This window comes from Rhodococcus sp. KBS0724, from assembly GCF_005938745.2.
Classification (GTDB): domain Bacteria; phylum Actinomycetota; class Actinomycetes; order Mycobacteriales; family Mycobacteriaceae; genus Rhodococcus_F.
Genome location: NZ_VCBX02000001.1, coordinates 3853098 through 3879350, shown reverse-complemented (window position 1 = coordinate 3879350; position 26253 = coordinate 3853098). Strand labels below are relative to the sequence as shown.

At 62.1% G+C, this 26253-nt stretch carries 24 protein-coding genes; 16 read left to right on the top strand and 8 right to left on the bottom strand.

All coding sequences use genetic code 11. The features are described from left to right. Positions 1 to 109 precede the first annotated feature (109 nt). On the top strand, positions 110 to 442 hold the full coding sequence (locus FFI94_RS17750; RefSeq protein WP_138868996.1) for an SDR family NAD(P)-dependent oxidoreductase: 333 nt from the start codon (positions 110 to 112) through the stop codon (positions 440 to 442). 15 nt (positions 443 to 457) lie between these two features. On the opposite strand, the gene FFI94_RS17745 is transcribed toward FFI94_RS17750, so the two are convergent. Then, complete coding sequence (locus tag FFI94_RS17745; RefSeq protein WP_138868995.1) at positions 458 to 1186, bottom strand: NUDIX domain-containing protein; 729 nt, start codon at positions 1184 to 1186, stop codon at positions 458 to 460. Positions 1187 to 1288: 102 nt separating this feature from the next. Between FFI94_RS17745 and nadA the strand changes: the two genes are divergently transcribed. Genes nadA through nadC form a run of 3 tightly spaced genes read left to right on the top strand, consistent with a single transcriptional unit; the run spans position 1289 to position 4766 of the window. Further along, a complete protein-coding gene (gene nadA / locus FFI94_RS17740) occupies positions 1289 to 2326 on the top strand; it encodes a quinolinate synthase NadA (RefSeq protein WP_138868994.1) in 1038 nt (345 codons plus the stop codon). Next, positions 2323 to 3897: an L-aspartate oxidase gene (locus FFI94_RS17735; RefSeq protein WP_138868993.1), complete on the top strand. Its 1575-nt coding sequence runs from the start codon at positions 2323 to 2325 to the stop codon at positions 3895 to 3897. The genes nadA and FFI94_RS17735 overlap by 4 nt, the downstream gene beginning before the upstream one ends. Beyond that, a complete protein-coding gene (nadC, locus tag FFI94_RS17730; protein ID WP_138868992.1) occupies positions 3894 to 4766 on the top strand; it encodes a carboxylating nicotinate-nucleotide diphosphorylase in 873 nt (290 codons plus the stop codon). The genes FFI94_RS17735 and nadC overlap by 4 nt, the downstream gene beginning before the upstream one ends. Positions 4767 to 4806: 40 nt before the next feature. Here the strand turns inward: nadC and FFI94_RS17725 are convergent, their stop codons facing one another. Then, positions 4807 to 5259 carry a GNAT family N-acetyltransferase gene (locus tag FFI94_RS17725; RefSeq protein ID WP_260684180.1) on the bottom strand — a complete coding sequence of 151 codons (453 nt, stop codon included), beginning with the start codon at positions 5257 to 5259 and terminating at the stop codon, positions 4807 to 4809. A 111-nt stretch (positions 5260 to 5370) separates the two neighbouring features. Between FFI94_RS17725 and FFI94_RS17720 the strand changes: the two genes are divergently transcribed. The 3 genes from FFI94_RS17720 (at position 5371) to FFI94_RS17710 (ending at position 9209) form a co-directional block, all read left to right on the top strand. After that, a complete protein-coding gene (locus tag FFI94_RS17720) occupies positions 5371 to 7374 on the top strand; it encodes a glycosyltransferase family 39 protein (protein WP_138868991.1) in 2004 nt (667 codons plus the stop codon). Positions 7375 to 7422: 48 nt separating this feature from the next. Then, the gene (locus tag FFI94_RS17715) at positions 7423 to 8607 is read left to right on the top strand and encodes a hypothetical protein (RefSeq protein ID WP_138868990.1); all 1185 of its coding nucleotides are present in this window, start codon (positions 7423 to 7425) and stop codon (positions 8605 to 8607) included. 68 nt (positions 8608 to 8675) lie between these two features. Beyond that, a complete protein-coding gene (locus tag FFI94_RS17710; protein ID WP_138868989.1) occupies positions 8676 to 9209 on the top strand; it encodes a GbsR/MarR family transcriptional regulator in 534 nt (177 codons plus the stop codon). Between the two features lie 28 nt (positions 9210 to 9237). Here FFI94_RS17710 and FFI94_RS17705 read toward each other — a convergent pair whose 3' ends face one another. Together FFI94_RS17705 and FFI94_RS17700 are read right to left on the bottom strand one after the other, a co-directional pair. After that, a complete protein-coding gene (locus FFI94_RS17705; RefSeq protein ID WP_138868988.1) occupies positions 9238 to 10272 on the bottom strand; it encodes an iron-siderophore ABC transporter substrate-binding protein in 1035 nt (344 codons plus the stop codon). Between the two features lie 158 nt (positions 10273 to 10430). Next, positions 10431 to 10898, bottom strand: a complete 468-nt coding sequence (locus FFI94_RS17700) for a MarR family winged helix-turn-helix transcriptional regulator (protein WP_138868987.1) — start codon at positions 10896 to 10898, stop codon at positions 10431 to 10433. Between the two features lie 82 nt (positions 10899 to 10980). Between FFI94_RS17700 and FFI94_RS17695 the strand changes: the two genes are divergently transcribed. The 6 genes from FFI94_RS17695 (at position 10981) to FFI94_RS17670 (ending at position 17906) form a co-directional block, all read left to right on the top strand. Then, on the top strand, positions 10981 to 12243 hold the full coding sequence (locus FFI94_RS17695) for a multidrug effflux MFS transporter (protein WP_260684179.1): 1263 nt from the start codon (positions 10981 to 10983) through the stop codon (positions 12241 to 12243). A 211-nt stretch (positions 12244 to 12454) separates the two neighbouring features. Continuing rightward, entirely contained in the window at positions 12455 to 12736 is a 282-nt protein-coding gene (locus FFI94_RS17690; protein WP_138868986.1) for a hypothetical protein, read from the top strand. Between the two features lie 81 nt (positions 12737 to 12817). Continuing rightward, complete coding sequence (locus FFI94_RS17685; protein WP_260684499.1) at positions 12818 to 14203, top strand: MFS transporter; 1386 nt, start codon at positions 12818 to 12820, stop codon at positions 14201 to 14203. Beyond that, positions 14190 to 15722 carry an aminotransferase class V-fold PLP-dependent enzyme gene (locus tag FFI94_RS17680; protein WP_138868985.1) on the top strand — a complete coding sequence of 511 codons (1533 nt, stop codon included), beginning with the start codon at positions 14190 to 14192 and terminating at the stop codon, positions 15720 to 15722. Before FFI94_RS17685 ends, FFI94_RS17680 begins: the two co-directional genes overlap by 14 nt. A gap of 180 nt (positions 15723 to 15902) precedes the next feature. After that, positions 15903 to 17192, top strand: coding sequence for a cyclopropane-fatty-acyl-phospholipid synthase family protein (locus tag FFI94_RS17675; RefSeq protein ID WP_138868984.1), 1290 nt, complete (start codon positions 15903 to 15905; stop codon positions 17190 to 17192). 21 nt (positions 17193 to 17213) lie between these two features. Next, positions 17214 to 17906, top strand: coding sequence for a DUF1345 domain-containing protein (locus FFI94_RS17670; protein WP_397495456.1), 693 nt, complete (start codon positions 17214 to 17216; stop codon positions 17904 to 17906). A gap of 21 nt (positions 17907 to 17927) precedes the next feature. Here the strand turns inward: FFI94_RS17670 and FFI94_RS17665 are convergent, their stop codons facing one another. Continuing rightward, on the bottom strand, positions 17928 to 18557 hold the full coding sequence (locus FFI94_RS17665) for a LysE family transporter (protein WP_138868982.1): 630 nt from the start codon (positions 18555 to 18557) through the stop codon (positions 17928 to 17930). Between the two features lie 158 nt (positions 18558 to 18715). On the opposite strand from FFI94_RS17665, the gene FFI94_RS17660 reads away from it, so the two are divergent. The 3 genes from FFI94_RS17660 to FFI94_RS17650 are packed head-to-tail and all read left to right on the top strand — an operon-like array spanning position 18716 to position 21098. Then, entirely contained in the window at positions 18716 to 19831 is a 1116-nt protein-coding gene (locus tag FFI94_RS17660) for a diguanylate cyclase (RefSeq protein ID WP_138868981.1), read from the top strand. A 59-nt stretch (positions 19832 to 19890) separates the two neighbouring features. After that, positions 19891 to 20547 carry a nitroreductase family protein gene (locus tag FFI94_RS17655; RefSeq protein WP_138868980.1) on the top strand — a complete coding sequence of 219 codons (657 nt, stop codon included), beginning with the start codon at positions 19891 to 19893 and terminating at the stop codon, positions 20545 to 20547. After that, positions 20541 to 21098 (top strand): dihydrofolate reductase family protein, encoded by a 558-nt coding sequence (locus FFI94_RS17650; RefSeq protein WP_138868979.1) that lies wholly within the window; start codon positions 20541 to 20543, stop codon positions 21096 to 21098. The genes FFI94_RS17655 and FFI94_RS17650 overlap by 7 nt, the downstream gene beginning before the upstream one ends. Here FFI94_RS17650 and FFI94_RS17645 read toward each other — a convergent pair. The 3 genes from FFI94_RS17645 to FFI94_RS17635 are packed head-to-tail and all read right to left on the bottom strand — an operon-like array spanning position 21087 to position 26126. Further along, positions 21087 to 21527 (bottom strand): hypothetical protein, encoded by a 441-nt coding sequence (locus FFI94_RS17645; protein WP_138868978.1) that lies wholly within the window; start codon positions 21525 to 21527, stop codon positions 21087 to 21089. The genes FFI94_RS17650 and FFI94_RS17645 overlap by 12 nt on opposite strands. An 8-nt stretch (positions 21528 to 21535) precedes the next feature. Further along, a complete protein-coding gene (locus tag FFI94_RS17640) occupies positions 21536 to 22822 on the bottom strand; it encodes a glycoside hydrolase family 1 protein (protein WP_138868977.1) in 1287 nt (428 codons plus the stop codon). Positions 22823 to 22871: 49 nt separating this feature from the next. Beyond that, on the bottom strand, positions 22872 to 26126 hold the full coding sequence (locus tag FFI94_RS17635) for an arabinosyltransferase domain-containing protein (RefSeq protein WP_138868976.1): 3255 nt from the start codon (positions 26124 to 26126) through the stop codon (positions 22872 to 22874). Positions 26127 to 26253 lie beyond the last annotated feature (127 nt).

Here is a 26253-nt window from a genome sequence, read left to right as displayed (position 1 = left end):
GTAGCTAGGCCGAATCCCCAGAGTTCTCACAGAATGAGCACAACGGCAGCACAAGATTGCGGACTTACATAGGAGTCACAGTGATTGATTCCTCGAAGGAGATACCGCAATGAGTGCTCACACAATTGATCCCGATCGGGGAGTGGTGCTGGTGACCGATATCGGCCGCGATCACGGGACACGCGTTGCTGCGGAGTTTCTCGCTGCGGGATGGAATGTGGCTGTGACAGCTCGGAGCGTCACCGAGCTGGTTCGGATCATGGCGGGCAAGCCGGCTCATCGGTTCTTCGCGGTTGTCGCGGATCCGACGGATCGGTGGCAGGCGGATCGAATCCTCGATCGGGTGACGGCGCGTTTCGGCACGATCAACAGGATCGTCGATCCGACGGGAGTGGTCGCGTCGGTCTGGCACGGGCGGGAGAGCATCGATGCCGTTGCCTGACAGCAACATTCGCAGTCAACTGGGTGGTCGTAGCGCCGCAAACTCGTCTGTCACGCGCAGTGTGGAGTCGGTGAAGCGGTAGAGAGCGGGTGGGCGCCCGCCCGACTTCCCGGACGGTGCTGTGTTGCCGGTCGCCGTGAGCACGCCGCGACGGCACAGGACTCGATGGAGGTTGGTTGCATCTACCTGGTAACCGAGTGCGGCGCAATAGATTTCGCGCAAGGTTGACATAGCGAACTCGTCAGGTGCCAGGCCGAAGCCGATGTTCGTGTACGAGAGCTTGGCGGCCAGTCGATTGCGGGCGTGCCGAACGACGGTGCCGTGGTCGAAGGACATCTCCGGCAGATTCGAAACCGGGTGCCAGGCGGTGTCCGGTGGAAGTTGCGGATCTGCACTGAGGGGGACAAGCCCGAGGAAGGTCGACGCGATTCGGCGCGAACCTGGAACGCGATGCGGATCGCTGAAGACGGATAGTTGTTCGAGGTGTGCGATCTTGCGCAGATCGACCTTCTCCGCGAGGAGTCTGCGCGCCGACGTGGTGAGGTCTTCGTCATCACGCAGGGTGCCGCCGGGCAGAGACCATGTGCCCTTCTGGGGATTGAGCGCGCGCTGCCACAGCAGGACGGCCAGTTCTTCATGACCATCGGCCCTGTGAGCGCCGTCACCTGCGGTGATGTCGGTCGGGAAGGCGCGAACCTGGAACACCGCTGTGAGCACTTCGTGGGTGGTGTTACTATTGGGCACGTTTTCGATCCTAAGTCGAAAACCTCGAATACGGAAATCCGGGCCAGCCCGTTCGGATTTGAACTGGGTGATGAGCCTGGGTTCACGGTGAAGGAGAACGCCATGACGACCACGACGTTGTGGGAGGGATCGACCTCGCAGATTCACGACGGCCCCGGCGGATACGCAGGTGTCGAAGCGACGCCCGAGTGGGCTGCCGAGGTCAAGCGTCTGGCTCGCGCACGCGGTGCCACGATTCTGGCGCACAACTACCAGCTTCCTGCTATTCAGGATGTCGCCGATCATGTCGGCGACTCTCTTGCCCTCTCGCGCATCGCGGCAGAGGCCCCCGAAGACACCATCGTGTTCTGCGGCGTCCACTTCATGGCCGAAACCGCCAAGATCCTCTCGCCGTCCAAGACGGTGCTGATTCCGGACGAGCGCGCCGGTTGCTCGTTGGCTGATTCCATCAACGCGGAGCAGCTTCGCGAGTGGAAAGCCGACAACCCCAATGCCCTGGTGGTGTCGTACGTCAACACCACGGCTGAGGTCAAGGGCCTGACGGACATCTGCTGCACGTCGTCCAATGCCGTCGACGTGGTCAACTCCATCGATCCGGACCGAGAAGTTCTCTTCCTTCCGGACCAGTTCCTCGGAGCGCACGTCAAGCGCGTCACCGGCCGCACCAACATGCAGATCTGGGCCGGTGAATGCCACGTTCATGCGGGCATCAACGGCGACGAATTGACGGCGAAGTCCAAGGCTCACCCCGATGCCGAGCTTTTTGTGCACCCCGAATGTGGTTGTGCCACTTCTGCTCTGTACCTGGCGGGCGAAGGTGCTGTACCGGCGGACAAGGTCAAGATCCTGTCCACCGGCGGCATGCTCGACGCTGCCCGTGTCACGAAGAGCAAGCAGGTTCTGGTCGCCACGGAAATCGGCATGCTCCATCAGTTGCGTAAGGCCGCACCGGATGTCGACTTCCAGGCGGTGAACGACCGCGCGTCGTGCCCGTACATGAAGATGATCACTCCGGCCGCATTGCTGCGTTGCCTTCTCGAAGGCAAGGACGAGGTTCACGTCGACCTCGAGATGGCCAAGCGAGCGCAGAAATCGGTGCAGCGCATGATCGAGATCGGAAATCCGGGCGGCGGCGAGTGACGAGTCCTGCCGGGCGTTACGCCTGGGAGGCGCACGCCGATCTGGTTGTGATCGGCGGCGGCGTTGCGGGGCTCACGGCCGCGCGCGTCGCGTCGATGCGCGGGTTGAAGGTACTCACTGTCAGCAAGGGCGGTCCGACCGACACGTCGACGCAGTACGCGCAGGGCGGCATCGCCGTCGTAGGCGACTTGAGCACCGATTCGGTGGAGTCGCATGTCGCCGACACGTGCGAAGCGGGTGTCGGACTGTGCGACGAAGCGGCGGTGTACTCCGTTGTGGAGGCCGGACACGAGGCAGTCGCTGCGCTGGCCGCGCTCGGTGCGGTGTTCGATCGTGGGCGTGACGGCGAAGTGTCCCGGACTCGCGAGGGTGGCCACAGCACCAGGCGCATCATCCATGCGGGTGGAGATGCCACCGGCGCGGAAGTGCAGCGGGCGCTCAATGCCGCTGGGCTGCCGGTTCTGTTCGGTGCCGCTGCCATGCAGGTTGTCACCAATCGCCGTGGTGTCTGCGGGCTTGTCGTGTCTTCCCCGGACGGCCTGGGCGTTATCCACGCTCCAGCGGTTCTGCTCGCGACGGGTGGTCTCGGCCAGTTGTATTCGTGCAGCACCAATCCGCCCGGTGCCACCGCCGACGGTATCGCGTTGGCGTTGACTGCCGGTGCCTCCGTGGCCGACCTCGAATTCGTGCAGTTTCACCCGACGGTTCTGTTCACTCCCGGAGGCCTTGGTCGGCGGCCGCTGATCAGTGAGGCCGTACGTGGTGAGGGTGCGATTCTTGTTGACACCAACGGTGATTCGGTTACTGCCGGAGTACATCCTCTGGGTGATCTGGCTCCCCGCGACGTTGTCTCGCGGGCAATTGCCGCTCGTCTGCGTGACCTCGGCACCGATCACGTCTACCTCGACGCCCGAAAACTCGACGGGTTCTCGACTCGATTCCCGAACATCACCGCCTCGTGCCTCGAAGCGGGTATAGATCCTCGGACGCAACTGATTCCGGTTGCTCCGGCCGCGCACTATTCGTGCGGTGGGGTGGCGACGGACGTGCACGGACGTACCGGAGTTCCCGGACTGTATGCGGCGGGAGAAGTTGCCCGTACCGGTCTGCACGGAGCCAATCGTCTTGCGTCCAACAGCCTTCTCGAAGGATTGGTCATAGGGGAGCGGGCCGGTATCGCCGCCGCGGAGCGACGTGAAGTTCACGCGGAGGTTGTCAACGTCGCGAGCGCGCCGTTGCCGATACTGCCGCGCGAGAGAGTCCAGGCGATCATGACCTCGCACGCATCGGTCGTGCGCGACGGCGCCGGACTTGAAGCAGCGCGCATCGGCCTTGCGAATGCGGAACTCACCCTTGCAGTGACTGCTGCGGAACTCGAGGACGCGGCATTGACGGTGACAGCGAAAGCACTGGTTGCGCTCGCCGCTGCCCGTACCGAGAGTCGTGGATGCCACACTCGCACCGATTATCCGGAAACCGATCCCGAGCAGCGCCGCAGCATCCGTATCAAGCGCGGTGCCGATGGCGAGATGGAAATACACGACATGTTGCTGACAGGAGCACACCGATGACCGCGCAGAAGAGCTTGCCGGCCCCCCTCGAGCTTGATGAAGTCCTGACGCTGGTTCGACTCGCCTTGGACGAGGATCTTCGCTACGGACCGGACATTACCTCCGTTGCGACGGTTCCCGCCGACGCGACCGCCAAGGCCGCGGTGGTCTCGCGCGCCGAAGGAACCGTTGCGGGAATCGATGTCGGACTGCTTGTCCTCGACGAAGTGATCGGCGCGGGCAATTACGACGTAGTCGATCGTGTTGCCGACGGTACCCGTGTGGTTCCGGGGCAATCGGTGCTCACGGTGACGGCGCCTACCCGCGGCTTGCTCACTGCGGAACGAACGATGCTCAATCTCGTGTGTCACCTGTCCGGAATCGCTACTGCCACAGCTGCCTGGGTGGATGCAGTTGCCGGCACCGATGCCAAGATCCGCGACAGCCGGAAGACCCTTCCCGGTCTGCGTTCGCTGCAGAAGTACGCCGTCCATGTCGGTGGCGGAGTGAATCACCGCATGGGCCTCGGTGACGCGGCTCTGATCAAGGACAACCACGTTGCTGCCGCCGGGTCCGTTGTCGCAGCACTGCGGGCTGTGCGCGAACTTGCTCCCGACATCGAGTGCGAGGTCGAAGTAGACACCCTCGAGCAGCTTGATCTGGTACTCGCCGAAAACGCCGAACTAGTTCTGCTGGACAACTTCCCGCTGTGGCAGACCCAGATCGCGGTGCAGCGACGCAACACCGCGTCGCCTGCTACCAAGCTCGAGTCGTCCGGTGGGCTGAGTCTCGACGTTGCAGCTGACTACGCCGGTACCGGAGTCGATTTCCTCGCGGTCGGTGCTCTCACGCACTCCGTGACCGTTCTGGATCTCGGTCTGGATATGTGACTCCCCACAGCTGCCCACCCCTCGGGGTGGGCAGCTGTGGTCAGGTCGTCAGGCGAAGCTGAATCAACACGTGGTCGGTCTCGGCATCGGTATAGCGTCCCGTTTCTTCGAAACCCATGATCTCGTAGAAGCGTCGTGCCGATCCGTTGAGTGCGTAGACCTCGAGGGTCACCGCGGGGTGAAGAGTGGTCGCGTGTTCGACGAGTAGCCGCCCGATTCCGAGTCGTTGGGCCCGCGGTGAGACGAACAGGCCGCCGATCTCTGCCCCGAGCAGGCCGAGTAGGCCGACGACCTGATCGTCGGTCTCGGCAACCCAATTGTCTGCGTTCACGAGGTAGACGTCGCGCATTTTCGCCTCACGATCACCTTCGCCCTCGCCGGCCAAGAAGGGGTGTGCGAGTTTTGATGCCTGAGACCACAATTCGATGACGGCATCCTCGTCAGAGGGCTGATATGGCCGAATCTTCATGGTGGTGTCGCCTTGTGTGTCCACGGCTCCACCCTAGGCGATCGGTACTCACAGGAATCTTGCAGCCAGTTCGCAGTGGTGTCGCGGGTCCGCGCGCGATGGTAGTGAGTACCACCACCTGTGAAGGGACTCATGATGACCGCAGTTCTGAATCCGGCGCCGACGCGGCCGCCGGCACCGCCTGTCCATCACGGCGACCCGTCACCGTCGTGGATTCGTACCCGCGGCACCGCAGTAGCTTTGACTGCGCTTCTCGTAGGCACCGCGGTTCTGTACTTGTGGAACCTGAGCGCGAGTGGCTACGCCAACACCTTCTATGCGGCCGCGGCGCAGGCAGGTTCGCAGGACTGGAAAGCCTGGTTTTTCGGTTCGCTGGATACGTCCAACTTCATTACCGTCGACAAGCCGCCCGCATCGCTGTGGGTGATGGGCTTGTCCGGGCGGATTTTCGGGTTCTCGAGCCTGAGTCTCCTTGTGCCGCAAGCACTGATGGGAGTTGGTTCGGTCGCCCTCGTCTATGCGGCAGTGAAGCGTGTCGCGACGCCGACGGCGGGCCTCATTGCCGGTGGCGTTCTCGCGGCAACACCCGCTGCTGCGCTCATGTTCAAGTTCGACAATCCTGATGCCTTGCTCGTGCTTCTCATGACTCTCGCCGGTTACTGTGTCATTCGAGCAGTAGAGACGTCGGTGGGTCGACGCGCCGCGATGTGGATCGCTCTCACCGGCATTGCTCTGGGCTTTGCCTTCCTCACCAAGATGCTGCAGGGCCTGATGGTGCTGCCCGCGTTCGGTCTGGCGTATCTGGTTGCCGGACAGGTCAGGTTGCGCGCCCGAGTCCTCCACCTTGCACTCGGTGTCGGTGCGGTGATCGTGTCGGCGGGGTGGTGGGTACTGGCCGTGTGGCTGTGGCCCGCAGATTCGCGGCCGTACATCGGTGGCTCGACCAACAACAGCGTCATGGATCTGGTCCTCGGGTACAACGGACTTGGCCGAATCTTCGGCAGCACCGGTGGCGGCGGCGGAATGACCGGCGGCGCTGCAGGTTCGAGCTTCGGTGGCAGCACAGGCCTGGATCGGCTGTTCGGCAGTGAAATGGGAATTCAGATTTCATGGCTGATCCCCGCTGCGCTGATTGCACTGGTTCTCGGACTGATCGCGCGTGGCCGTGCCCCGCGAACCGATCTGCTGCGGGCGTCAATGATCGTCTGGGGTGGTTGGTTCCTGGTGACGGGGCTGATCTTCAGCTACATGTCCGGCACGATCCATCCCTACTACACCGTGGCATTGGCGCCCGCGATTGCCGGAATGATCGGAACCGGCGGCTACGCATTGTGGCTGGAACGGTCGCGGTGGATCGGGCGACTCGGCCTGGCGTCAATGATGCTTGCAGCGGGGATCTGGAGTTGGGTTCTCCTGCATCGCAATTCCGAGTGGCTTCCGGCCCTCAAATGGATCTTACTGGCGGGGACTGTCGTCGGAGCGGCACTGATTCTCCTCGGCGGCGGGAATCAACTTCGGAAGCTGGCGATTGTGGGTCTGCTCGTCGGGTCGTTGGCCGGCATCGGAGGTTCCGCGTCGTACGCGATCGCTACCGCTGCAACACCTCACGGTGGATCGATCCCCACTGCCGGCCCGGCCGGCGCCGTCTCCGATTCAGGGATGGGTGGCGGGATGACTCGAGGCCAGGCACCCGACGGGAGCATGGCTCCAGGTCAGGTACCTGGCGACGGTACGGATGCGTCCGAGGCTACGGCCGCCGCACCAACTGCGTCGACCCCGTCGGCCGGTACGGACGGCAGCGCCAGTAGTTCCGAGCTGACAGCCATGCTGGTTGGTGCAGGAACCCGGTGGTCCGCGGCAACCAACGGTTCGCAGAGTGCGGCGACATACGAGTTGGCGAGTAATACGGCCGTGATGGCAATCGGTGGTTGGAGTTCGGACCCCGCGCCCACGTTGGACCAGTTCATCTCCTATGTCGTGAACGGCGATGTCCACTACTACATCGCAGGCGGTCAGGGCGGCGGACGCGGCGGTGGGGACAGTACGTCGAGCGCGATCGGGGCCTGGGTGGAAGCCAATTTCGAAGGCGTGACCGTCGGGAACGCAACGGTCTACGACCTGAGCGGTTACACCGCCTAGCCCGGGGCAGGTGACCGGCTGCTGAACACAGTCGGTCATGATCGAACAATGCCTGGCACCGAGGAGCGCCCGCCGAACGATCGGCGTCAACGTTGGACGTGGCGAGACACCGCGTTTATCGCGGTGGTCGTGTTACTGGGCGCAGGTGCGGCGCGTCTGACGCAGGACGAGGGCCCGGCCGCGATTCCCGGTTGCGAGTCCGTCCAGGCTGCCAGGGAGTCCGAAATGGTTTCGATCACCACGATCGGGGGTGAGGACCCCGGGTACAACGATCCTGACTATCCGTGGTTTTCGAAGTCGAAAGCAGTCGCGATGCGTGAGGCGGTGATCGAGGCACTACCGGTGGACGCCAGACGTGAAGATCCGGGCTTCGACTTCGTATTTCCGGCAGTGCGCAACTTCGGTGAGGCTGGGTCGACTGACACCGGGGAGGAACTGACCCTCGGTGGTTCGACCACTGCCCACGGAGACATCGCCCGCGGTGATACGCGCGCAACGATCTCGGTAGATGTTCGCGAATGGATTGGAGCGATCCCGCCCTGTGTCGAAGGTTCGATCGATCGGCGTGAAGTGCGTGCCGACGGAACAGTTCTCGACATCTACGAGACGAAAGATGCTGCCAGTCCCTATGCACAGGACTTTGTCGTCGCTTACGTCCCCGGTGTCAGTCGCGTCTTCGCCTCCGTAACGCGATTTGACGGCACATCCACACAGGTCCTGTCCACGGACGAGTTGGTTGACGTCGCGCTCGCGCCAGGTTTTGCTGTGACAGAAGATGTTCGGTCTATGACGTTGTGCGGCATCCTGACTGTGATGGAAGAGGACGGTGTGGATTGGGATGTGGTGTCGAGACTGAACGCTGTGCTCGACGACAGTTGGCAGTCGCTCGGAACGTCGGGCGTGCGGCTTGATCGGCCGTTGGGTTCGCTGTCGGCCGACGGTTCGGGTCACGGGTTGTGCGGGGACGTTGTGGTAACCGGACCGGGGGCGGTTGCCAACCTCCAGATCGTGGTCACCCAGAACGAATTCCGTATGACAGGCAGTGGCAGAATCTTCCCGGACGGCACGTTGATCAGCCGTACCGAGGGCAGCGGAACAAGTTCGGTGACCGTCGCTCGCCCGTCCGGCGAGACGGTTGTTGTGCGAACGGTGACGCGAACGACGTCGCCGCTGGTGATCGAGCAACTCGAGTTGATTGCTCGGTCGCCCGGTCTCGAAATCGTACCGAGCTAGGGCCCAGGTGATGGAACTGGCAGAATCAGAGGATATTTGCCGCTTCGACTAGCTGGAGGCCACAAGAGATGGGCGACGTCAGCCCGGCGCGGGGTGGGGACTTTTCCGCGTGGTTCATCGAACAGTTCGCGACGTATTGGCAGTCGGGCGGGGGTGCCCGCATCGAGGGTCGGATCGCCGGCTATCTGCTCATCAGCGAATCCCCGGGGGTCAGTGCCGAAGAGTTGGCGGGTGCTCTCGACACCAGTCGTGGATCTGTCTCCAACTACATCCGGCGGCTCATCGATCGAGGTTTTGTGAAGCTCGTTCGTAAGCCGCGTGATCGAACTCATTACTACGTCATGGATTCCGACGTGTGGGGCGGCTTCCTCGAGAACGAGCACCGGTACCTCGAGAATCAACGTGCGCTCGCGACCGAGGCGCTCCAGTATGCAAACCCCAACGGCCCTGCCTACATTCGTGTCCTGAACATGCGCGACTACATGGGCTGGATCATCGACAATCGCATGCTCGGTAGCGAATGGGCACGATTCAAGGAAGAGCGGGACGGGGCAGAGCGGGACGGGGCAGATCAGGGCGAGGTAGGGCCCGCACCTGAATAAGGTACGGGCCCTGTGGGTCTCGCCGGCTTTATTTGTTCAGTTTGGCGACTGCTTCGTCGATCATCGGCGCGTAGCGCTCGAGTGACCACGGGACTGTCAACGGATTGATCATCGACGATCCCGTCACAAAAGGCTGGTCTGTCGGCGCGATGGTTGTTCCTCGTGCGACGGCCGGAATCTGCTGATAGGCGGGCTGTGCTTCGATCTCCGCTCGGTTCGCGGGATCGGAGTAGAAGGTGAACAACAGATCCGAATTGTTGAGCAGGTGAGCATTCTCGAGACCGATGACTGCGGAATCGGTGCCCTCGGACTCGGTCAGCGTGTACACGACGGGATCAACCTGCAAGCCCAGTCCGCGAACCATGGCTACGCGCTGCTCTTCGGCAAAGAACACACCGAGTGTTCCCGGGCCGGTGTTGTAGATGAACGAGAAGCTCACGTTTGCGTAATCTGGATGTGCTGCAGACGATTTCGCGAACTGGTCCTTGATCTTGTCGATCTCGGCGGTGGCCTTCTCAGGTTCGCCCATGGCCTTGCCGATCACGTTGATCTGCTCTTCCCACGTGATGGTCCACGGGCTTTCCTCGTACGCAACGGTGGGTGCAAAGGCATTGAGTGCGTCGAATTGTGGCTGGGTGATGCCGGACCACGGCGCGAGGATCAGGTCGGGATCGAGTGCGATGATCGCTTCGATGTTGAGATCGGCTCCGCCGGTGAACTGCTCGGGGAGCTCGCCGCCCTGTTCGGTAACTGCTTCGTGAACCCACGGGAGGTAGCCGGATTCATCACTGCCCCACGCATATTTCTCGACGCCGACGGGAATCGTGCCCAGTGCGATGACTGTTTCGGCTGAGCCCATACCAAGAGTGACGATTCGCTCCGGCTTCTCGGTGATGACCGCGGTGCCGAGGGCGGACTCGATGGAAACGGTCTCGAAGTCACTGTTACCGGTATCGGCGGCGTCGCTGCTGGAACTGGTGCAGCCGCTGATCGTCAGGGCGGCAATGACAAGTCCACTCAGAAGAGCAGTCCGGCGGAGGGATCGCGTGGATGCGTATCGCATGTAAGGCCTTTCACTGTCGAGGCGTCAGGATGCTCTGCATGCTCGTCGTTGATCCGCGAACAAGGCTTACTGGCGCAATGGGAAGCATAGGCTAGCCTTCCTCAAACTTTCAAGTCTATTGAAAGTTCCGGTGCCGGAAATCGACCTCGAACGCGCTTTCAGTTGGTCGGCATGGATCCCAGGCGGGCGAGCAGTGGCGCTGCCTCGACAAGTTTGGCCGCGTCCTCGGGATCCATACCCATGAGAAGGCTACGGATGCCGTCGGCCCACATTTCGTCGATTTTCTGGTTGTTGCGTTCCGCGACAGGTGTCTGATGAAGGCGGAACGAGCGCCCGTCACTGGGGTCGGATCGCTTCTCGAGCAGACCTCGGTCTACCAGGTGGCGAACCGTGGTGCTGACGTTGCTGCTCTGCAGATTCAATACGCGAGCAATGTCGGACACCGTGCATCCCGGCTGTTCCTCGATGGCGCGCAGGACTTCGATTTCGGAGTGGGGAAGCCGCGACAAGCCTGCTTCTTTCTCGCCGAATCGACGCAGTGCCCACACCGCGGAGCGTGCCGTCTGTGCGAGGCGTTGGACGTCGTCATCGGCTACTTCGGCTACTTCGGCTGGTTCGTTGGACACGATTGGAGTCTAGCGGTTAAGATATATATAAATCTATATCTACTTTTAGATATAGCCGTGTTGCAAGTGATAAAGGATTGATGTGAAACATCTCGTGCAGGAAGTCGACACCGCGGCGCCGTCCGACCAGGTGCCCACGGCGAAGGCGGAGCAGGCGACTCATCTACCCACCAAGATTATTGCGACGCTTGCGCTGCTGGCGGCTGTCGCTCCGCTGGCTATCGATATGTATCTGCCGGCCTTCCCCGAGATGGCAGTGGAGTTCGGCACCAGTGCCTCCGCTGTGCAGTTGACGCTCACGACCTTCCTCGTGGGTCTTGCACTCGGGCAACTAGTGTTCGGACCGCTCTCGGACCGGTACGGTCGCCGACCACTTCTCCTCATCGGCACAGCTGCGTGTGCCGTGTTCAGCGCCGGCGCTGCGCTCGCCCCGAGCATCGAACTTCTGGCCGGCGCACGCTTTGTACAGGGCTTTGCCGGAGGCGCCGGTATCGTCCTCGGCCGCGCCGTCATCTCCGACCGCGCGCAGGGTGCTGCCGCTGCAAAACTGTTCGGCTTGCTGGTCGTCATCAATGCCATAGCGCCCGTGGTGGCGCCGTTGCTCGGCGGCGTTGTAGTGACCGGCTTCGGTTGGCGCGGGGTGTTCTGGGTTCTGACCGTTCTCTCGGCGCTGATGTTCGTGTGTGTGGTGGTTCTTGTCGCCGAAACCCACCCGAAGGAACGCCGCACAACAGGGGGAACTTCCGCGATGCTCCGCGAAGCGGGCAACGTACTGCGGAACCGCCGATACGTCGGCTTCCTTCTGGCGTACGCGTTTGCCTTCGGCGTCATGTTCGCGTACATCTCGGCTTCGCCCTTCGTGCTGCAGAATGTCCACGGACTGTCGACGTCCTGGTACACAGCCGTTTTCACGGCAAATGCTCTGGGACTCGTGATCTTCAGCGTCGCCAACGGCGCGATTGTCGCCAAGCTCGGCGACCGGGTCACACTTCGGATCGGCTTGACGCTGCTTTCGGTGTTCTCGATAGTGATGCTGATCAACGCATTGGCAGGGCCGGTGCTGTGGGTGACACTGATTGCGTTGTGGTGCACGATGGGCAGTCTCGGACTTGTTATCGCCAATGCCACGACCCTGGCACTCGGTGAGGCGAGGCAGGCCGCCGGCACGGGATCGGCAGTGCTCGGCGCGCTGCAGTTCCTCCTTGCTGCCGCGATTTCTCCACTCGTTGGTATCGGCGGCGAAGACACGGCCCTGCCTATGGCGATCGCGATGGTCGTCAGTGCGCTCATCGCCCTGTCGGCGCTGGCACTCACTCGAGGGAAAGCAACGGCACACGCGCGGTAGTGTGCGTCGAACTCAACACAGCCGACCCGGGACCCACCAGTCCCGGGTCGGTTTTGCGCGGATGGGAAAAAATTAAGTACTCGCCGGGTGATGCCGACTGGCAGTGGGCTCTGCGCTCATTTCAGCAACAAAAATGCTGACATAAAGGATAGATTGCGCGAAAGGTTGTGTTCGGTTCGTGGATTGTGCCTAGCTGGAAGGGCTTTATTTCATGCTCATTATCGGAATTATCTTGTTCGGAACCGTCATCGGAGCGGTTGCCCAGCTGATTCTCGGTGGCAATACCCGACGATTGGACTGGCCTTTTGCATTCGCCGCCGGAATAGGTGGTTCTCTGGTCGGTGGCCTCCTCGTGAGTCTGATTGCGGGTGACGGACTTTCACTGCGCCCCAGCGGAATCATCGGCTCGTTGGTGGGCGCCGTCCTGATTACCGCAGGTTGGCAGTGGTACCGCCGAACTTCGAGCAACTCCGGTGCTTCCACCGATCGCTGACTTTCAACTTTCGACGAGGACAGACCACCTTGTACGTGTCTCACACGCTTTCACCTCCTGACGGTGCGGGTCGCCCCTAGTGTGTGGTTCGTGACCACAGAAAAACCCATGCAGGGCAGCGGACGCCGCGCGGCCGGACGGTTGTCGCGGGGCGTTGTTGCCGCCTACGCCGCGGGAAGCATCGGCACCGGTGGATTTGGCGTCCTGCCTGGATTGGTACTGGCGTACTACCTCACCGACACCTTGGGCGTAGCTGCCGGTATCGCATCGCTGGTGGTAATCGTTCCGAAGATCGCGGACGTGCTTGTCGATCCGCTGATCGGAACGGTCAGTGACCGAAGTTCGCACCGAATGGGCACGCGCGTACCTCTGATGCTGATGGGGTCACTGGCTCTTCCGTTGCTCTTCGTGCTGACCTTTGCCGCACCGGTCTCAGCCGGCCCGGGCGTCGGCGCGGTGTGGGTACTGGTGTTCTTCCTGCTTGCAGCGAGCGCTTACAGCCTGTTCCAAGTGCCGTACATTGCCCTGCCAACAGAGCTGACCGGCGACTATCACGAGCGCACTCGGTTGGTATCCGTACGAATAGCGGTGCTGGCCTTGGCGATTCTGGTGATCGGCGGAGGTGGACCGGCGCTGCGCAACGCCGCTGGAGGTGGCGCAGGCGGCTATCTCGTGATGGCCGTGGGTGTGTCGGCTTTGATGTGCGCCGCAATGTTGTGGGCGGTGTTCGGCGCCGCCCGTCGAACGGTGACGCGCGCTGATGCGCCGGTGGGATCATTGCTCTCGCAGTACCGAGACGGGTTCGACGCCGTTCGCAGTACTCGGTCGTTCCGTTTGCTCGTGATCGTGTTTGTCCTGCAGGCGCTCGCGACGGCCGTGATGTTGGGCGGTGCCCAGTATCTCGCAACGTACGTCATGGGGAACGAAGACGCCATCACCGGACTGTTCGCGGCGTTGGTCGGTCCGGCGCTGATCATCATGCCGCTGTGGTACCGCTATTCCCATCGCCACGGCAAGCTCCGAGGGTATGTTGTCGCGTCGACGGTTTTTGTTGTCGCGACACTGCTTTTGGCGTTCGCCGCAGTAGACGCCGGAGCGTGGATCTACGGCGCAGTCGGTCTTGCGGGCGTCGGCTACGCCGGAATGCAGGTATTTCCGTTAGCCATGCTTCCCGATGTGATCGAGGACGATGCTCGCATCGGTGGACGCCAACGCGGCGGGTCGTTGAGCGGGATCTGGACGGCGGCCGAGACCGCGGGACTGGCCCTCGGACCGGCAGTGTTCCTGCTGTTTCTGGCGTCGACGGGCTTCGTGTCCTCGCAGGCAGGGGAGACCGCCTCCCAGCCGGGCTCCGCAATCACCGGCATCGCCCTCGGATTCTCGCTGGCCCCGGCCGCCCTGGTCGCGATCAGCCTTCTCGTCTTACGCGCATACAGCAGTGAACAGGAGCATGATGACCGTCAGTGACACCAACTCTTTTCTTGGTAATACTGCGATTCTTGGTAATACTGCGATCGAGAAACGGTCCGCGGAGGTGCTTGAGAGACTCCGCAGCCTGCGTGAACAGGACGCTCCGACGCATGGTGGTCGAGTTCTGTCCTACGTGTACGACAGCGGACTGGCCACACTTGATCAGTTGGCCACGGACGCAGCGCAATTAGTGCAACCCGTCAACGGGCTTGATCCCACGGTGTTTCCGTCCACTGCGGTGATGGAACGCGAACTTGTCGGGTTTGTGCGCGGATTCCTGCACGGAGACGGTGACGTGGTCGGCAACGTCACCAGCGGCGGGACCGAAAGTTGTGTGCTGGCAGTCAAAGCTGCTCGCGACCTGCGTGGCCTTCCGCCGGGGCAGGGGTCGATCGTCCTACCGACGACTGCTCATGCAGCCTTCCACAAGGCGGCGCACCTACTCGGTCTCGAACTGGTCTTGGTGGCCGTCGATCCCGAATCCGGTCGGGTGCGCGCCGCCGACATAGCGTCAGCGTTGCGAGGTGACACGGTGCTGATCGTGGCGTCAGCACCGAGCTATCCGTTTGCTGCACTCGACCCGATCGCCGAGATAGCGGAAATTGCTCGCACACAGTCTGTTCCATTTCACGTCGATGCCTGCATCGGAGGGTTTGCTCTGCCGTGGTGGGGTGAGCTTCCGGCCTGGGACTTCCAGGTTCCCGGTGTCACCAGCATCTCGGCCGACGTACATAAGTACGGCTACTCGCCAAAGGGAGCGTCGGTTCTTCTGTACCGGGGGCGCGATCTGCACCGCAAGCAGTACTTCGGTCTCACCGGGTGGCCCGGATATCCCGTGGTCAACCCGACCTTGATGGGTTCGAAATCCGTTGCAGCCCTGGCCGGAGCCTGGTCCATCACCCAAGTGCTCGGCGAATCGGGCTACGCAGACCTGGTAGCGCGCGCCCACCGAGCGACTGCCTCCCTCGTGGACACCGTTGCCGGCATCGACGGGTTACGCGTCGTCGGAACTCCAGTCGGCCCACTGTTCGCGGTAGCAGCGGATGCGGGAGTGCCGCAGGATCGGCAGGTCGATCCGCATCGCTGGGCCACCGCCGTCGGCGTTCGAGGGTTTGTGCTCCAGGGGCAACCTGCGTCGACGCAACCCGACGGCACTGCCTTGCCTCGAACCACGCATCTCACGATCACGCCCGTCACGGACAGTGTCCTGAGCGAGCTGACCAGTGCATTGGAATTGGGCGCCGATGATGTTCGGGGCCTACCCGCGGCCGGGCCGCCGCCCGCACTGGCGGAGCTGGCCGGCGCATTCGAGCGTGGCGATGTGAGCGTCGACGATGTTCGGGCATTGCCCAGTGCGGCTGTTGCGGCTGCGCTCGTGTCGGCGGGGCTGGATCCGAAGGGCGAAGGCGACTCGCCCCTCGACATGGCTGCGGTTCTCGCCGCTGTTGAGTCCTTGCCCCGCGAGGTCACTACGCGTCTGCTGGTGGAATTCCTGGCTGGGCTCGTGGAACCCTGACCTGGGCTGTGCATCGCCCCCCGTTTGAGCGAAAGGTACGCCCATCGCTGTGAAGGCGATGAAAGGTACGTTCGCTCGGAAGGGGGGATGCACCAAACCTCACATATGCCGCGAAATTTCGCCGACGCGGGCGTAGATTTCGAGTAGCAGAGGCTGTCGTTTCGTAGAAGGGACGGATGGGTGAGCGGTGCCGCAACCAAGATTCTGACGGTGTTCGAGGAACTGGTAGGGATTGAACTCCCGATTCATGTGCGCTGTTGGGACGGGTCGGAGGCCGGACCCGCCGACGCGCAGGCTCGGGTCTTTTTCCGGAACCGGCGAGCGCTGCGCAGAGTTCTCTACTCGCCGAATGAATTGGGTTTGGCGCGGGCGTATGTCTCCGGAGACTTGGACGTCGACGGCGATATCTTTGCCCTGCTGGATGTTCCGGACCTGATTTCGCGGATTGGCGAGCATCGCCTGGCCGGGATGTCGGCACGTACGATTGCCCGGTCGGTGATGACGTTTGCCGGCCTGGGAGCGCTCGGGCTTCCGCCGGCGCCGCCGGAGATCGAGATGCGGGCCAAACGTGGCAAGCGGCACAGCAAGTCTCGCGATTCGGCGACTGTCTCTCATCACTACGACGTCGGAAACCGTTTCTACGAACTGTTTCTCGGTCCGAGCATGGTGTATTCGTGTGGGTACTGGCCGGACGGAACGGTGTCGCTCGAGGATGCGCAGCGCGAGAAACTTGATCTGATCTGTCGGAAGCTGGAGTTGAAGCCGGGAATGCGCCTTCTCGATGTCGGGTGCGGGTGGGGATCGATGGCACTGCATGCGGCGCAGAACTACGGCGTCGACGTTGTCGGTGTTTCACTCAGCCGCGAACAGGTGGAGTACGCCAAGGCCCGGGTTGCAGACGCCGGGTTGACGGACCGTATCGATGTTCGCGTGCAGGATTACCGCGATGTGGATGACGGCCCGTACGACGCTATTTCGAGTATCGGTATGTCGGAGCACGTGGGTTTGGCGAATTTGCCGATCTATACGGCCCATCTGTACGAGTTGCTGAAGCCGGAGGGACGCTTTCTCAATCACGCCATTGCTTCGGTGAAATCGTTGCCGGACAAAGTTGTGGACGCGCCTGGTTTCATCGACAGATACATCTTCCCGGACGGCGAGATTCTCCCGTTGAGTAAAACGGTTGACGCTCTGGAGCGTTCAGGCTTCGAGACTCGGGATAGTGATGCGTTGCGCGAACACTATGCGCTGACACTGCGTGCGTGGGTGGCGAATCTGCGCGAGAACTGGGACGCCGCTGTTGCTGAGGTCGGCGACGCGCGAGTCCGCACGTGGTTGTTGTACCTTGCGGCCAGCGCTCTCGGCTTCGAGGTGGCGCATCGACTGACCATTCATCAGGTGCTGGCGGTGAAACCCGGTGAACGAGGATCAAGTGGTATGCCGCGATCGCGACGCGACTGGTATTGCTGAACCGGATCATGGGCACGTTCGATGCGTCGATGGTTGACTGAACGGGTGAACGAGCCATCGCAAGACTTGCCTGTTCCGGCTGACCAGAGCGGTTTGGGTGCCGGTCCTGCGCTGAGAGTCACTGCGGGGCTGCTACTCGGAGTTGTCGCTGGAATTGTCATGTGGGTGGCGGGCTTTCCGCGGTTCTCTTTTCTGATCGGCTGGGATATCGCGGCATTGGTGTTCACGGTGTGGACGTGGATCCTGGTGTGGCCGTTCGACGCTGTGATGACGGCCGGTCACGCGACTCGGGAGGAGCCGGCACGAAACGTCGCGCACCTTCTCGTTCTCGGTGCTGCTGTGGCGAGTTTGGTCGGTATCGCGCTTTTGCTTGTTGCATCACCTGACGGCCGTCGATACCAAGTTGTCGCCGCATCGGTTGCGGTTGTCAGCGTTGTCATTTCGTGGATGGCGGTGCACACGTTGTTCGCTCTGGGATACGCCCGGCTCTACTACTCGGGGCCGGACGGGGGAATCGACTTCAATCAGGAGGAACCGCCGCGGTACAGCGACTTTGCCTACGTTGCCTATACCGTCGGCATGAGCTTCGCGATCTCGGACACCAATCTGCAGTCCTCGGACATGCGGGCAATGGCGCTCGGCCACGCGTTGTTGTCCTATCTGTTCGGCTCTGTCATCGTCGCTTCGGTTGTCAATTTGATCGCCGGTTTGTGAGCTGACGTGCGTGCCGGCAGATCAGGCTGCGGCACGGCCGATGCTCGACAGGAAACCCGCCGCCCCGAAGAAGAGTCCGGCAAAAACACGGTTGGTGGTTCGTTGTTGTTTCGGTGACCGCATGAGCCGCAGGACCCGAGCAGCGAGGCCGGTGTATCCGGTCATCACGACGACATCGACGGCGCACATGGTCGCCGCGATGATCAGGTATTGCGGTACCAGCGGTGCGTTCGGATCGAGGAACTGCGGAAGCACCGCGAGCATGAACACGACGGCTTTGGGATTGCTGGCATTTACCAGGAACCCACGAACCATCATCATCGGGCCGGAGCGGCGCGCTGCTTCGGAGTCGGTGGTTACCTCGCTGGGAGCGGACCGCCACTGCCGCACGCCGAGGTAGACCAGGTAGGCGACGCCCAGCCATTTGATGATCGAGAACGCCGCCGTCGAGTTGGCGAGGATCGCGCCCACGCCGGCCGCGACGATTCCGATCTGAAGGAGTAGCCCCAGTTGCAATCCGAGAATGTTCCAGTAGCCGCGGCGCAGACCGACGGCCAGACCGGAGGACATCGAAGCGATTGCCCCAGCGCCGGGCGACAGGCTGATCACCCAACTTGCGCCGAAGAACGCCAACCATACGTGCCAACTCATACGTCATTCCTCAGACTCGGAAAATGTGCCAGGCCCGTGAGCGCAACAGGACTGAAAAAGTGTAACGGCTTCGCTTGATCGGTTCCGAGTGGTAACGACCGGTCTGACACGGTACATTCGCACTTGTTGTCTGAATATTTGCCAGGTGGGGGATCGGCGTGAAGGATCTTGGCGGTGACATGGGGCCGCGTTCGTTGATTCGAAATCAGATCGAGGTGTCCGAAACCCGTATGCGTTACGGGATCGCCGTGCTGGTACCCATTTTTGCCCTTGTCGGGGTGTGTTCTGTCTTTTCCGATGAAGGGCAGGACACGCCTCTTCGGAGATTTGTCGCGTTGATGGTCCTGTTCAGTACCCTTCCAGCGGCGTATTTGGTCAGTCGCATTCGGTTCGGCAGCATCTGGTGGAACCGGGATATCGGGCATCACTCCGTTCCGCGGGCGAGCACATACTTCGTTCTCTACGCGGATCTGGGCGTGACCGCAGTCCTGGCGACGTTTGCCAACCACGAGTTGGCGATGTACGGCACAGCTCTGTTTGCGGTGATCAGCGTGTACGTGGCGCATTTCGTCCGGTGGCCTGCGACCGTGGCGCACATGGCATTCACGAGTTGTGTGATCGCCGTTTTCGGCGTTCTCACGTGGCGTCAGGGATACCACGACATCGCGGGAATTCTTGCGAGGGCGGCAACGTCGATGATCGCTGTCAACGCGACGCTTGTCCTGTTGAGGTCGTTTTCCGCGGGCATGTTGACGTCGTATCGCACTCAGTTTGCGAACGCCAACCGCGATCCGTTGACGGGATTACTCAATCGACGTGGATTCGAATTGTGGATGCAGATTGCGGAAGAACACGAGCCCGGTCGATCGGGCGTCTTGCTGCCCGACATCGACAACTTCAAAGCGGTGAACGACGGAACTGGTCACGATAGTGGCGACATCGTGTTGCGGTTGCTCTCCCGTCGGCTCGAGCGGGTGGTCGGGCCGGAGGCAGCAGTAGCTCGAACAGGTGGCGACGAATTTGCCATCGCAGTACGTGGAGATCTGGCCGTGCTGACCAGGCTTGCCGAAACGATTCGGGGTGAGGTGGACGTCGATTCGGACGACGTTCCGATCACGGTCAGTATCGGTGTTGCAGAGCTGGCTCCGGTCACCCGCGAACGACTGACAGGGCAGGAACAGATCAAGGAAGCCTTGTCTCGCGCGGACAAAGCGATGTACGCGGCGAAGTCGGATGGTCGCAACCGCGTCGTTGCTGATCGGTCGGCGCAGTAGTCCGGATCGGACGCACGTTGTCGTCGCGCTGCTCGGCCTGTCGGTGCAATGATCGAGCGATGAGTGAATTTCCGGTTCTGGACCTGACGCCCGACGAATTGCTGACGACAACGCGGACCGTGCGAAAACGCCTGGACCTGACAAGGCCTGTTCCCTTGGATTTGATCAAGGAATGCCTCGAGATCGCATTGCAAGCTCCGTCGGGATCCAATCGCCAGGGATGGCAGTGGATGGTGGTGACCGACCCGGAATTGCGTCGACAGATCGGTGACATCTACCGAGACGTCACCGAGAGCTATCTCGCCTCACAAGGATCTGCCGCACAGTTGTTCAGTGACGATCCGGATCGGGCTGCGGTCCAGGCGCGAGTGGGCAGTAGCGCCGAGTGGCTCGGACAGCACATGGGTGAAGTTCCGGTTCTGATGATTCCGTGCATCAAGGCGGAGCGGACCCTGCCTGCCGGTAATCAGGCGGGACTGTGGGGGTCGCTGCTTCCCGCCGTGTGGAGTTACGCGCTGGCAGCGCGCGCTCGTGGGTTGGGAACGGCGTGGACGACACTGCACCTTTCGCGTGAAGCCGAAGTAGCCGAACTGCTGGGAATACCGGAGGGCTTCCACCAAGGTGCACTGATACCCACCGCGTACTTCACCGGGGAAACTTTCAAACCGGCGGCACGCGAGCCGATCGACAACATTCTGCACATCGACCGATGGTGAACCTCAGCTATTCGGCGATGTGCTCGCTCGACGGCTACGTCGCCGACGCCGAGGGGAACTTCGACTGGGCAATGCCGGACGGCGAGGTACACGGCTTTGCCAACAACCTCGAACGGGACGTGGGAATGCACCTGTACGGGCGCCGGATGTACGAGGTCATGGCGGTGTGGGAAACGATGGCAGATCCCGACCCGATTGCCGAAGAGTTCGGTCGGACCTGGCGAAGCGCGGACAAAGTTGTGTACTCCACGACGCTGGCCGAGCCGTCGACTCCGCGAACCCGAATCGAGCGAACATTTGACCCCGAGATTGTGCGCGCGATGAAAGCTAGCGCGACGCAGGATATTTCGATCAGTGGTCCTACGCTGGCCACGCACGCGATAGCCGCAGGCCTGGTTGACGAGATTCACTTGTTCCTCTGCCCCGTGATCATCGGTAGTGGACTGCGCGCATTATCGGCCGACGTCCAGGTCGACCTCGAGTTGTTGGAGCAGAGGGTATTTCGTAGTGGCGTGATCTACCTGCGGTATGGGGTGAGGTCAGGACAGTGAGACGGGCATGATGTCTGCGACGATGACATGGATGAGGCCGTCCCGGATCTCGAAGGTCTCGCGGATCTCGACCGTCATCAGGCGCGTGTCGGCAACGCCTGCGTCGAGGAGGTAGACGGCCGTTACGACGTCCCCGGCTTCGGTCATCCGAAGGTCACGCACAGACTGGATCACGGTGTACTGCACACCGTGATCGAGGTCGGCGCTCAACTGAGGGCCCGAAAACCCGGTTTGGATGCCCGCTTCCACGCGCGTGGCATCCGGAGCGAAGTGCACATCGGTGACGTCGTGAGAGACCAAGGCGTCGATGTAGGCCCGGGCCTGTGCCTCTCGCGGCGAGTCCGGTGCAGCATGGGCAAGTGATGCGCCGGCAAAAATCATTGCTGCAGAGATCGTTGCAGTGGCGATGGTCTTTCCGAACGTGGACATGAGCGTTCCTATCGGGTGGTGTTGGTGCAACTGAGTGGGGGATCGACAAGGGAGCAGAATGCCGGAGCCTTCACAGGCACGTAGTCCGGCCCGACTCCGTTGTCGCGGATGATGTTCCGGTACGTTTCGACGCCGTCGGTAGGGGTGCGGGTGAGGGTGGGGTCGGACAGTACGTCGACGGTGTACAGGCCGAAACGTGGCCGATACGAACCCCATTCGTAGTTGTCGGTAATGGACCAGTAGTTGTATCCGATAACGTCGGCGCCGTCCTCGCGGGCTCGTTCCATCCAATAGACGTGGTCGCTCAGATGATTCGAGCGTGTGTATCCGTCGGGGCGTGGATTCGCGTTGTCGGTGGGCATTCCGTTCTCGACGATATAGAGGGGGAGTTCCGGGTACTTACGCGAGTAGCGCATCAGTGCGTCGTACAAACCTTCGGGTTGTGGTGTGACGTTGTAGAACTCGTCGATCGCGGCATAGGCCGCGGTCGGGTTGTCCAGTGCCACACCGTAGTAGTAGTCGATGCCGAGGAAGTCGAGTTTGTCGCGGATCCGATCGGTGAATACGGAGTCGATTGCCTCGGAGACGCCGGGAATGAACGCGAAGTTGCTGCTGACGCGAGCGTCCGGGTCGAGGACGTGGATGCGGTCGTAGATCGAGCGGTGAACTCGAACCAGGGCATCGAACATTGCGGGGGCCTGGGGGAGCGTGATTCCGCCGTACGTCAATTCACGTTGCACGTACACCGTCGGTTCGTTGATCGTGATCCACAACGCGCCGACATCCGAATATCGGGTAACTACCTTTTCGGCGTTGGCCAGCCAGTCGGCTTCGGTTTTCGGGTTTGTCCACCCGCCTTGGTCGGCGACCCAACCGGGATACACCCAGTGATCGAGTGTGATCATAGGCGTCATCCCGCGGGCAAGGACATGCGCGACAACAGCGTCGTAGTAGGCGAATTCGGTCTCGTTCCACGTTCCGGGGGAGGGTTGTACCCGCGCCCATTCGACCCCGAAGCGGAACACTCGCGCCCCGAGATCTGCAGCCCGGTCGATGTCTTCGGCGTAGCGGTGCCGGAAGTCAACTGAGTCGCCGATGGCGTCGTGAGTGCGACCGGATGCGGAGTATCGCGACCAGTTGCTGTCAGGGGAGGAACCTTCGGACTGAAAACCGGAGGTGGCGACACCCCACAGGAACTCCTCGGGCGGGGTGCCTGCTGCCTGCGCCGGTGATGCCGCCGCCCCGATCACGAGGGCGAGCAGGGCGGCGGCAATCGATCGTGACGTGACTCCCATGAGGGGAGGTTAAGTCATACAGGTGTCCAGAAAGGTGGCTTTTGCAGGATCAGAATTCAATTGTCATCGGACCGGGGGTCCACATACCCGATCGCTGCACGCGGGATTCGTCGAGTTCCGCAGGTACTGCCGAGGGATCCCGTCGAGTGTATTTCTCGATCGAACCCCAGTCGTTATCCCAGTCGTTGTCCAGATACGACGGTATCGTCTGCGCGCTGACGAGCAGATCGATCCACCCGAGCGGGCCGCCGCCGAAGTGGTCCTGCCACGCCGTGGTCACGAGCGCTCCGCTGTGATCGGGCAGGATGCGGTACTCGGGAACCTCGGCGATGCCGACGCGATGATCGAACGGCCGCTGGCACGGGAAGGCCAGACCCACGGCCCAATCCAACATCACCGGCGTGTCGGAACCGACAACGTCTTGCAGTTTCTGGGTCTGCGGTACACGCGGCGGGGTGACGGCCACCCACTGATCGTCCTTGCTGTCGAAGTCGCTGACAACAAGTCGAATGGAATTGGCTTCCACCGGAATTTGATCGAGAGGAACGCGAAGGTTACGCCACGACGGCGACGGACCGATATCGAGCGGTGCGATACGGCCACCGACTTCCACGTCATCGACACCACGTGCGGTGCCGTATTCGACCTCGACGTTCTGGCCGTAGGTGACAATGCCGTCGGTGTCGACGGATCGGACGCGTCCGGCTGCGGCGATGGAAATGATGTCTCCGCGGGTGCCGCCGGCACTGAGATCAGGAAGTTGGTACCAACCGCTTGTCAGGGTGCCGGGTGCGGCTTGGCCGTAGCTGCCCATCACCGGCGTCGTTGCGGGATCGAGGCCGAACGGTAGTGCGACCGAACTGCCGTTGACGCCGGTCACTCCGGCGCCGCCACCCGTTCCGGCGGAGTTTCCGGCTGTGGTCTCGGCGCTGTCGACGGTGTTGGCGCCGCCGGTCGCTGACGCTTCCTTGTCGGCACTGAGGTCACCGGCAACACCGTTGGGTTCAAATCCGGTGGCGCCGCCGGCCGCCAGCGCGGTGGCGACGTCGCCGGACAGTGGCGTCAGCATCGATGCGTTCGGATCCGTTTCGAGCAGGACGTCGTTGGCAAGGCCACATGGTTGTCCGAGTACCGCGTCCACGTTCGAGCGACCCACCGAGTAAGCCGGGTACTGGCTGATCACTCCCTTGGACATGGAGAGAACTTCGAAGAGGACCATGGCGCCGGCCGCCACCGTGAGCGGTGAGATCGCCAGGAGGCGAGCACGACGTGGCGAGAGTTCCTTGCCGACGGTGTACGGCTCGCGGAAGAAGAACCACGCGGCGAGTCCGAGCATCAGCACAGTCAGACCGAGTAGGACGGTGCTCGCACCGAGCCCACTGATCGATACCGGCTTGTCCCACCAGGGAACGCTGTAACTGGAGACGTAGTAGTAACCGTTGCTGCCGGTGAACGCCATCGCGAGCAGGAACAGCACGCCCGCAGCGAACAGTGCGCGATTGCGAGGGGAACGCAGCAGCGTGGTGCCGACCGCAACAGCCGTCATCATTGCGAGAACTGCTGTCAGACCGGCGAAGATTCCGAAGTGGTGAGTCCACTTGGTGGGCGAGAACATCAGCAACGGCAAGGCGCCGATGGTGAGACCGACAACCCGCCGCGACGGGCCGGCGGCAAGGCCCGGGATCCGGCCACCCTTGCGCAGCATCATCGCGGTGCAGACACCGAGGCACAGGAACATGACAAAAACACCGAAGCGGCGCGTAAGTGAACCGTCGACGGAGATATTGAGTAGGTACTGATAGCGCAGGTATTCGTCGAACCACGGAGCGTTCGGCGAGATCGAGTGAACGCGCTGCATCTCGATGACGGCAGCCAGAGACTGATCGCCGAACGCCGGGATGAGAATCGAGAGTCCCGCCGCAAGCAATGGGCCGACGGCAGCGATGTACCCCGTGGTGCGGGCACGTTCGACGATGATGCCGATGATGGGACGGATACCGGCGATCAATGCGGCAAAGCAGATGAGGCCGGACGGTCCGGCGGTCAGGGTGAATCCAGCGACGAGGATTGCGACTGCAACCGGCAGAAGTCGACGCGTCGCGATGGCGCGTTCGATCGAGCACCACGTCAGGAGAACGCCGAGTGCAACGATCGGTTCGGGCCGCAATCCGTTGTTGAACGGGAGCCAGAATGCGAGGAAAACGAGCGCGCCGGTCCAGAGCGCAAGACGGTTTCCGCGGATGGCCGCGCCGAGGCGCGGGGCGACCTCACGGCTGATGACAAGCCACGCGACAATGCCCGCAATCAGTGCTGGGAGCCGGACCCACGGACTGGCCGGGCTGACGTGCGCCAGCAGTCCGAGGATGTTGTAGTACGGAGTTCCGAACGGAGTTTCCGGGACCGCAAACCAGCGGAAGTAGTTCGACATGTACCCGGATTGCTCGGCTGCCCGGGCCATTGTGAACTGGTAGCCGTCGTCGGTCGTGGTGGCTCCGATGAAATGCCACAGCACCAATGTTCCGATGACAACACCGTCGACGCGGGTGAACTTCCACCACCTCGTCGGCAGGAATTTGCGGCTGCCACGGCCGTCGAGATTATCGAGGCGGTGCAACGCGACAAGCGAGATGATCGTGGTCAGCGCGCCGAGAATCATGGCGAGCATTTTGATCGTGGACGGGCTCGACGTGAATCGCGAATCGGAGACCATCGAGACGTTCAACCCGGTTGCCGCGGTGTCCAGGTCACTGAACACGCCGACAACTTGCGGCCGGTGGTCACCGTCGAGAATCCGTGGTTCGGACCCGGTGGCAGAGACCGTTGTTCGGGTGGGCTCGGCGAGCACAGTGAACGCGCAACCGCTGGGGAGTTCGTCTACTGAACCGGAGAACACGACTTCGTCGCGCAGAATCGCATCGACGCGAGCGGGGGCGTCCGCGGATGCGGGGGACACTGTCGCCACGAAGCCGTAGCGACGCGCGTCGGGGGCTCCTACCGGTGCGGTGGATACGAGCGTTCCACCTGATGCCGCCAACTCGTCGATCGACGCACACGGAATTGACGCCTCGAACCGCTGGGGTGTGTACGAGACGAGTGGGGATTCGACGCTGGTCGTGGAACCGGCCTGCGGCCAGTTGATACTTGCCGTGTCCTGCGAGATGGGCAGGAAGGGGACGGATACACACGCGAGGATTCCGAGAATGGAGGCAACAATTGCCACCGTCCGTGCGCGTGTGTGTCCCGCGGCGCGCTGCGGAATCGGCGGGTTGAGAGGTGCGGCCACGGCCACGTCGCTGTCTGTCACGACTTTCGACCCTAGCGGTGCGTGACGCCTTTGTTATAAACACAGCGACCTTCGAAATGTCCGGATGTGCAAATCGCTCGATCCGCCGGCGCAGGTCGACCGTGACCCCTGCCACAGCCGGCGACGG

What these genes read in the sequence shown, in the direction of transcription:
- FFI94_RS17750 (WP_138868996.1), top strand. Translation starts at nt 110, where the DNA reads ATGAGTGCTCACACAATTGATCCCGATCGGGGAGTGGTGCTGGTGACC.
- nadA (WP_138868994.1), top strand. Translation starts at nt 1,289, where the DNA reads ATGACGACCACGACGTTGTGGGAGGGATCGACCTCGCAGATTCACGAC.
- nadC (WP_138868992.1), top strand. Translation starts at nt 3,894, where the DNA reads ATGACCGCGCAGAAGAGCTTGCCGGCCCCCCTCGAGCTTGATGAAGTC.
- FFI94_RS17720 (WP_138868991.1), top strand. Translation starts at nt 5,371, where the DNA reads ATGACCGCAGTTCTGAATCCGGCGCCGACGCGGCCGCCGGCACCGCCT.
- FFI94_RS17715 (WP_138868990.1), top strand. Translation starts at nt 7,423, where the DNA reads ATGCCTGGCACCGAGGAGCGCCCGCCGAACGATCGGCGTCAACGTTGG.
- FFI94_RS17710 (WP_138868989.1), top strand. Translation starts at nt 8,676, where the DNA reads ATGGGCGACGTCAGCCCGGCGCGGGGTGGGGACTTTTCCGCGTGGTTC.
- FFI94_RS17705 (WP_138868988.1), bottom strand. Translation starts at nt 10,272, where the DNA reads ATGCGATACGCATCCACGCGATCCCTCCGCCGGACTGCTCTTCTGAGT.
- FFI94_RS17690 (WP_138868986.1), top strand. Translation starts at nt 12,455, where the DNA reads ATGCTCATTATCGGAATTATCTTGTTCGGAACCGTCATCGGAGCGGTT.
- FFI94_RS17680 (WP_138868985.1), top strand. Translation starts at nt 14,190, where the DNA reads ATGACCGTCAGTGACACCAACTCTTTTCTTGGTAATACTGCGATTCTT.
- FFI94_RS17670 (WP_397495456.1), top strand. Translation starts at nt 17,214, where the DNA reads ATGCGTCGATGGTTGACTGAACGGGTGAACGAGCCATCGCAAGACTTG.
- FFI94_RS17665 (WP_138868982.1), bottom strand. Translation starts at nt 18,557, where the DNA reads ATGAGTTGGCACGTATGGTTGGCGTTCTTCGGCGCAAGTTGGGTGATC.
- FFI94_RS17655 (WP_138868980.1), top strand. Translation starts at nt 19,891, where the DNA reads ATGAGTGAATTTCCGGTTCTGGACCTGACGCCCGACGAATTGCTGACG.
- FFI94_RS17650 (WP_138868979.1), top strand. Translation starts at nt 20,541, where the DNA reads ATGGTGAACCTCAGCTATTCGGCGATGTGCTCGCTCGACGGCTACGTC.
- FFI94_RS17645 (WP_138868978.1), bottom strand. Translation starts at nt 21,527, where the DNA reads ATGTCCACGTTCGGAAAGACCATCGCCACTGCAACGATCTCTGCAGCA.
- FFI94_RS17640 (WP_138868977.1), bottom strand. Translation starts at nt 22,822, where the DNA reads ATGGGAGTCACGTCACGATCGATTGCCGCCGCCCTGCTCGCCCTCGTG.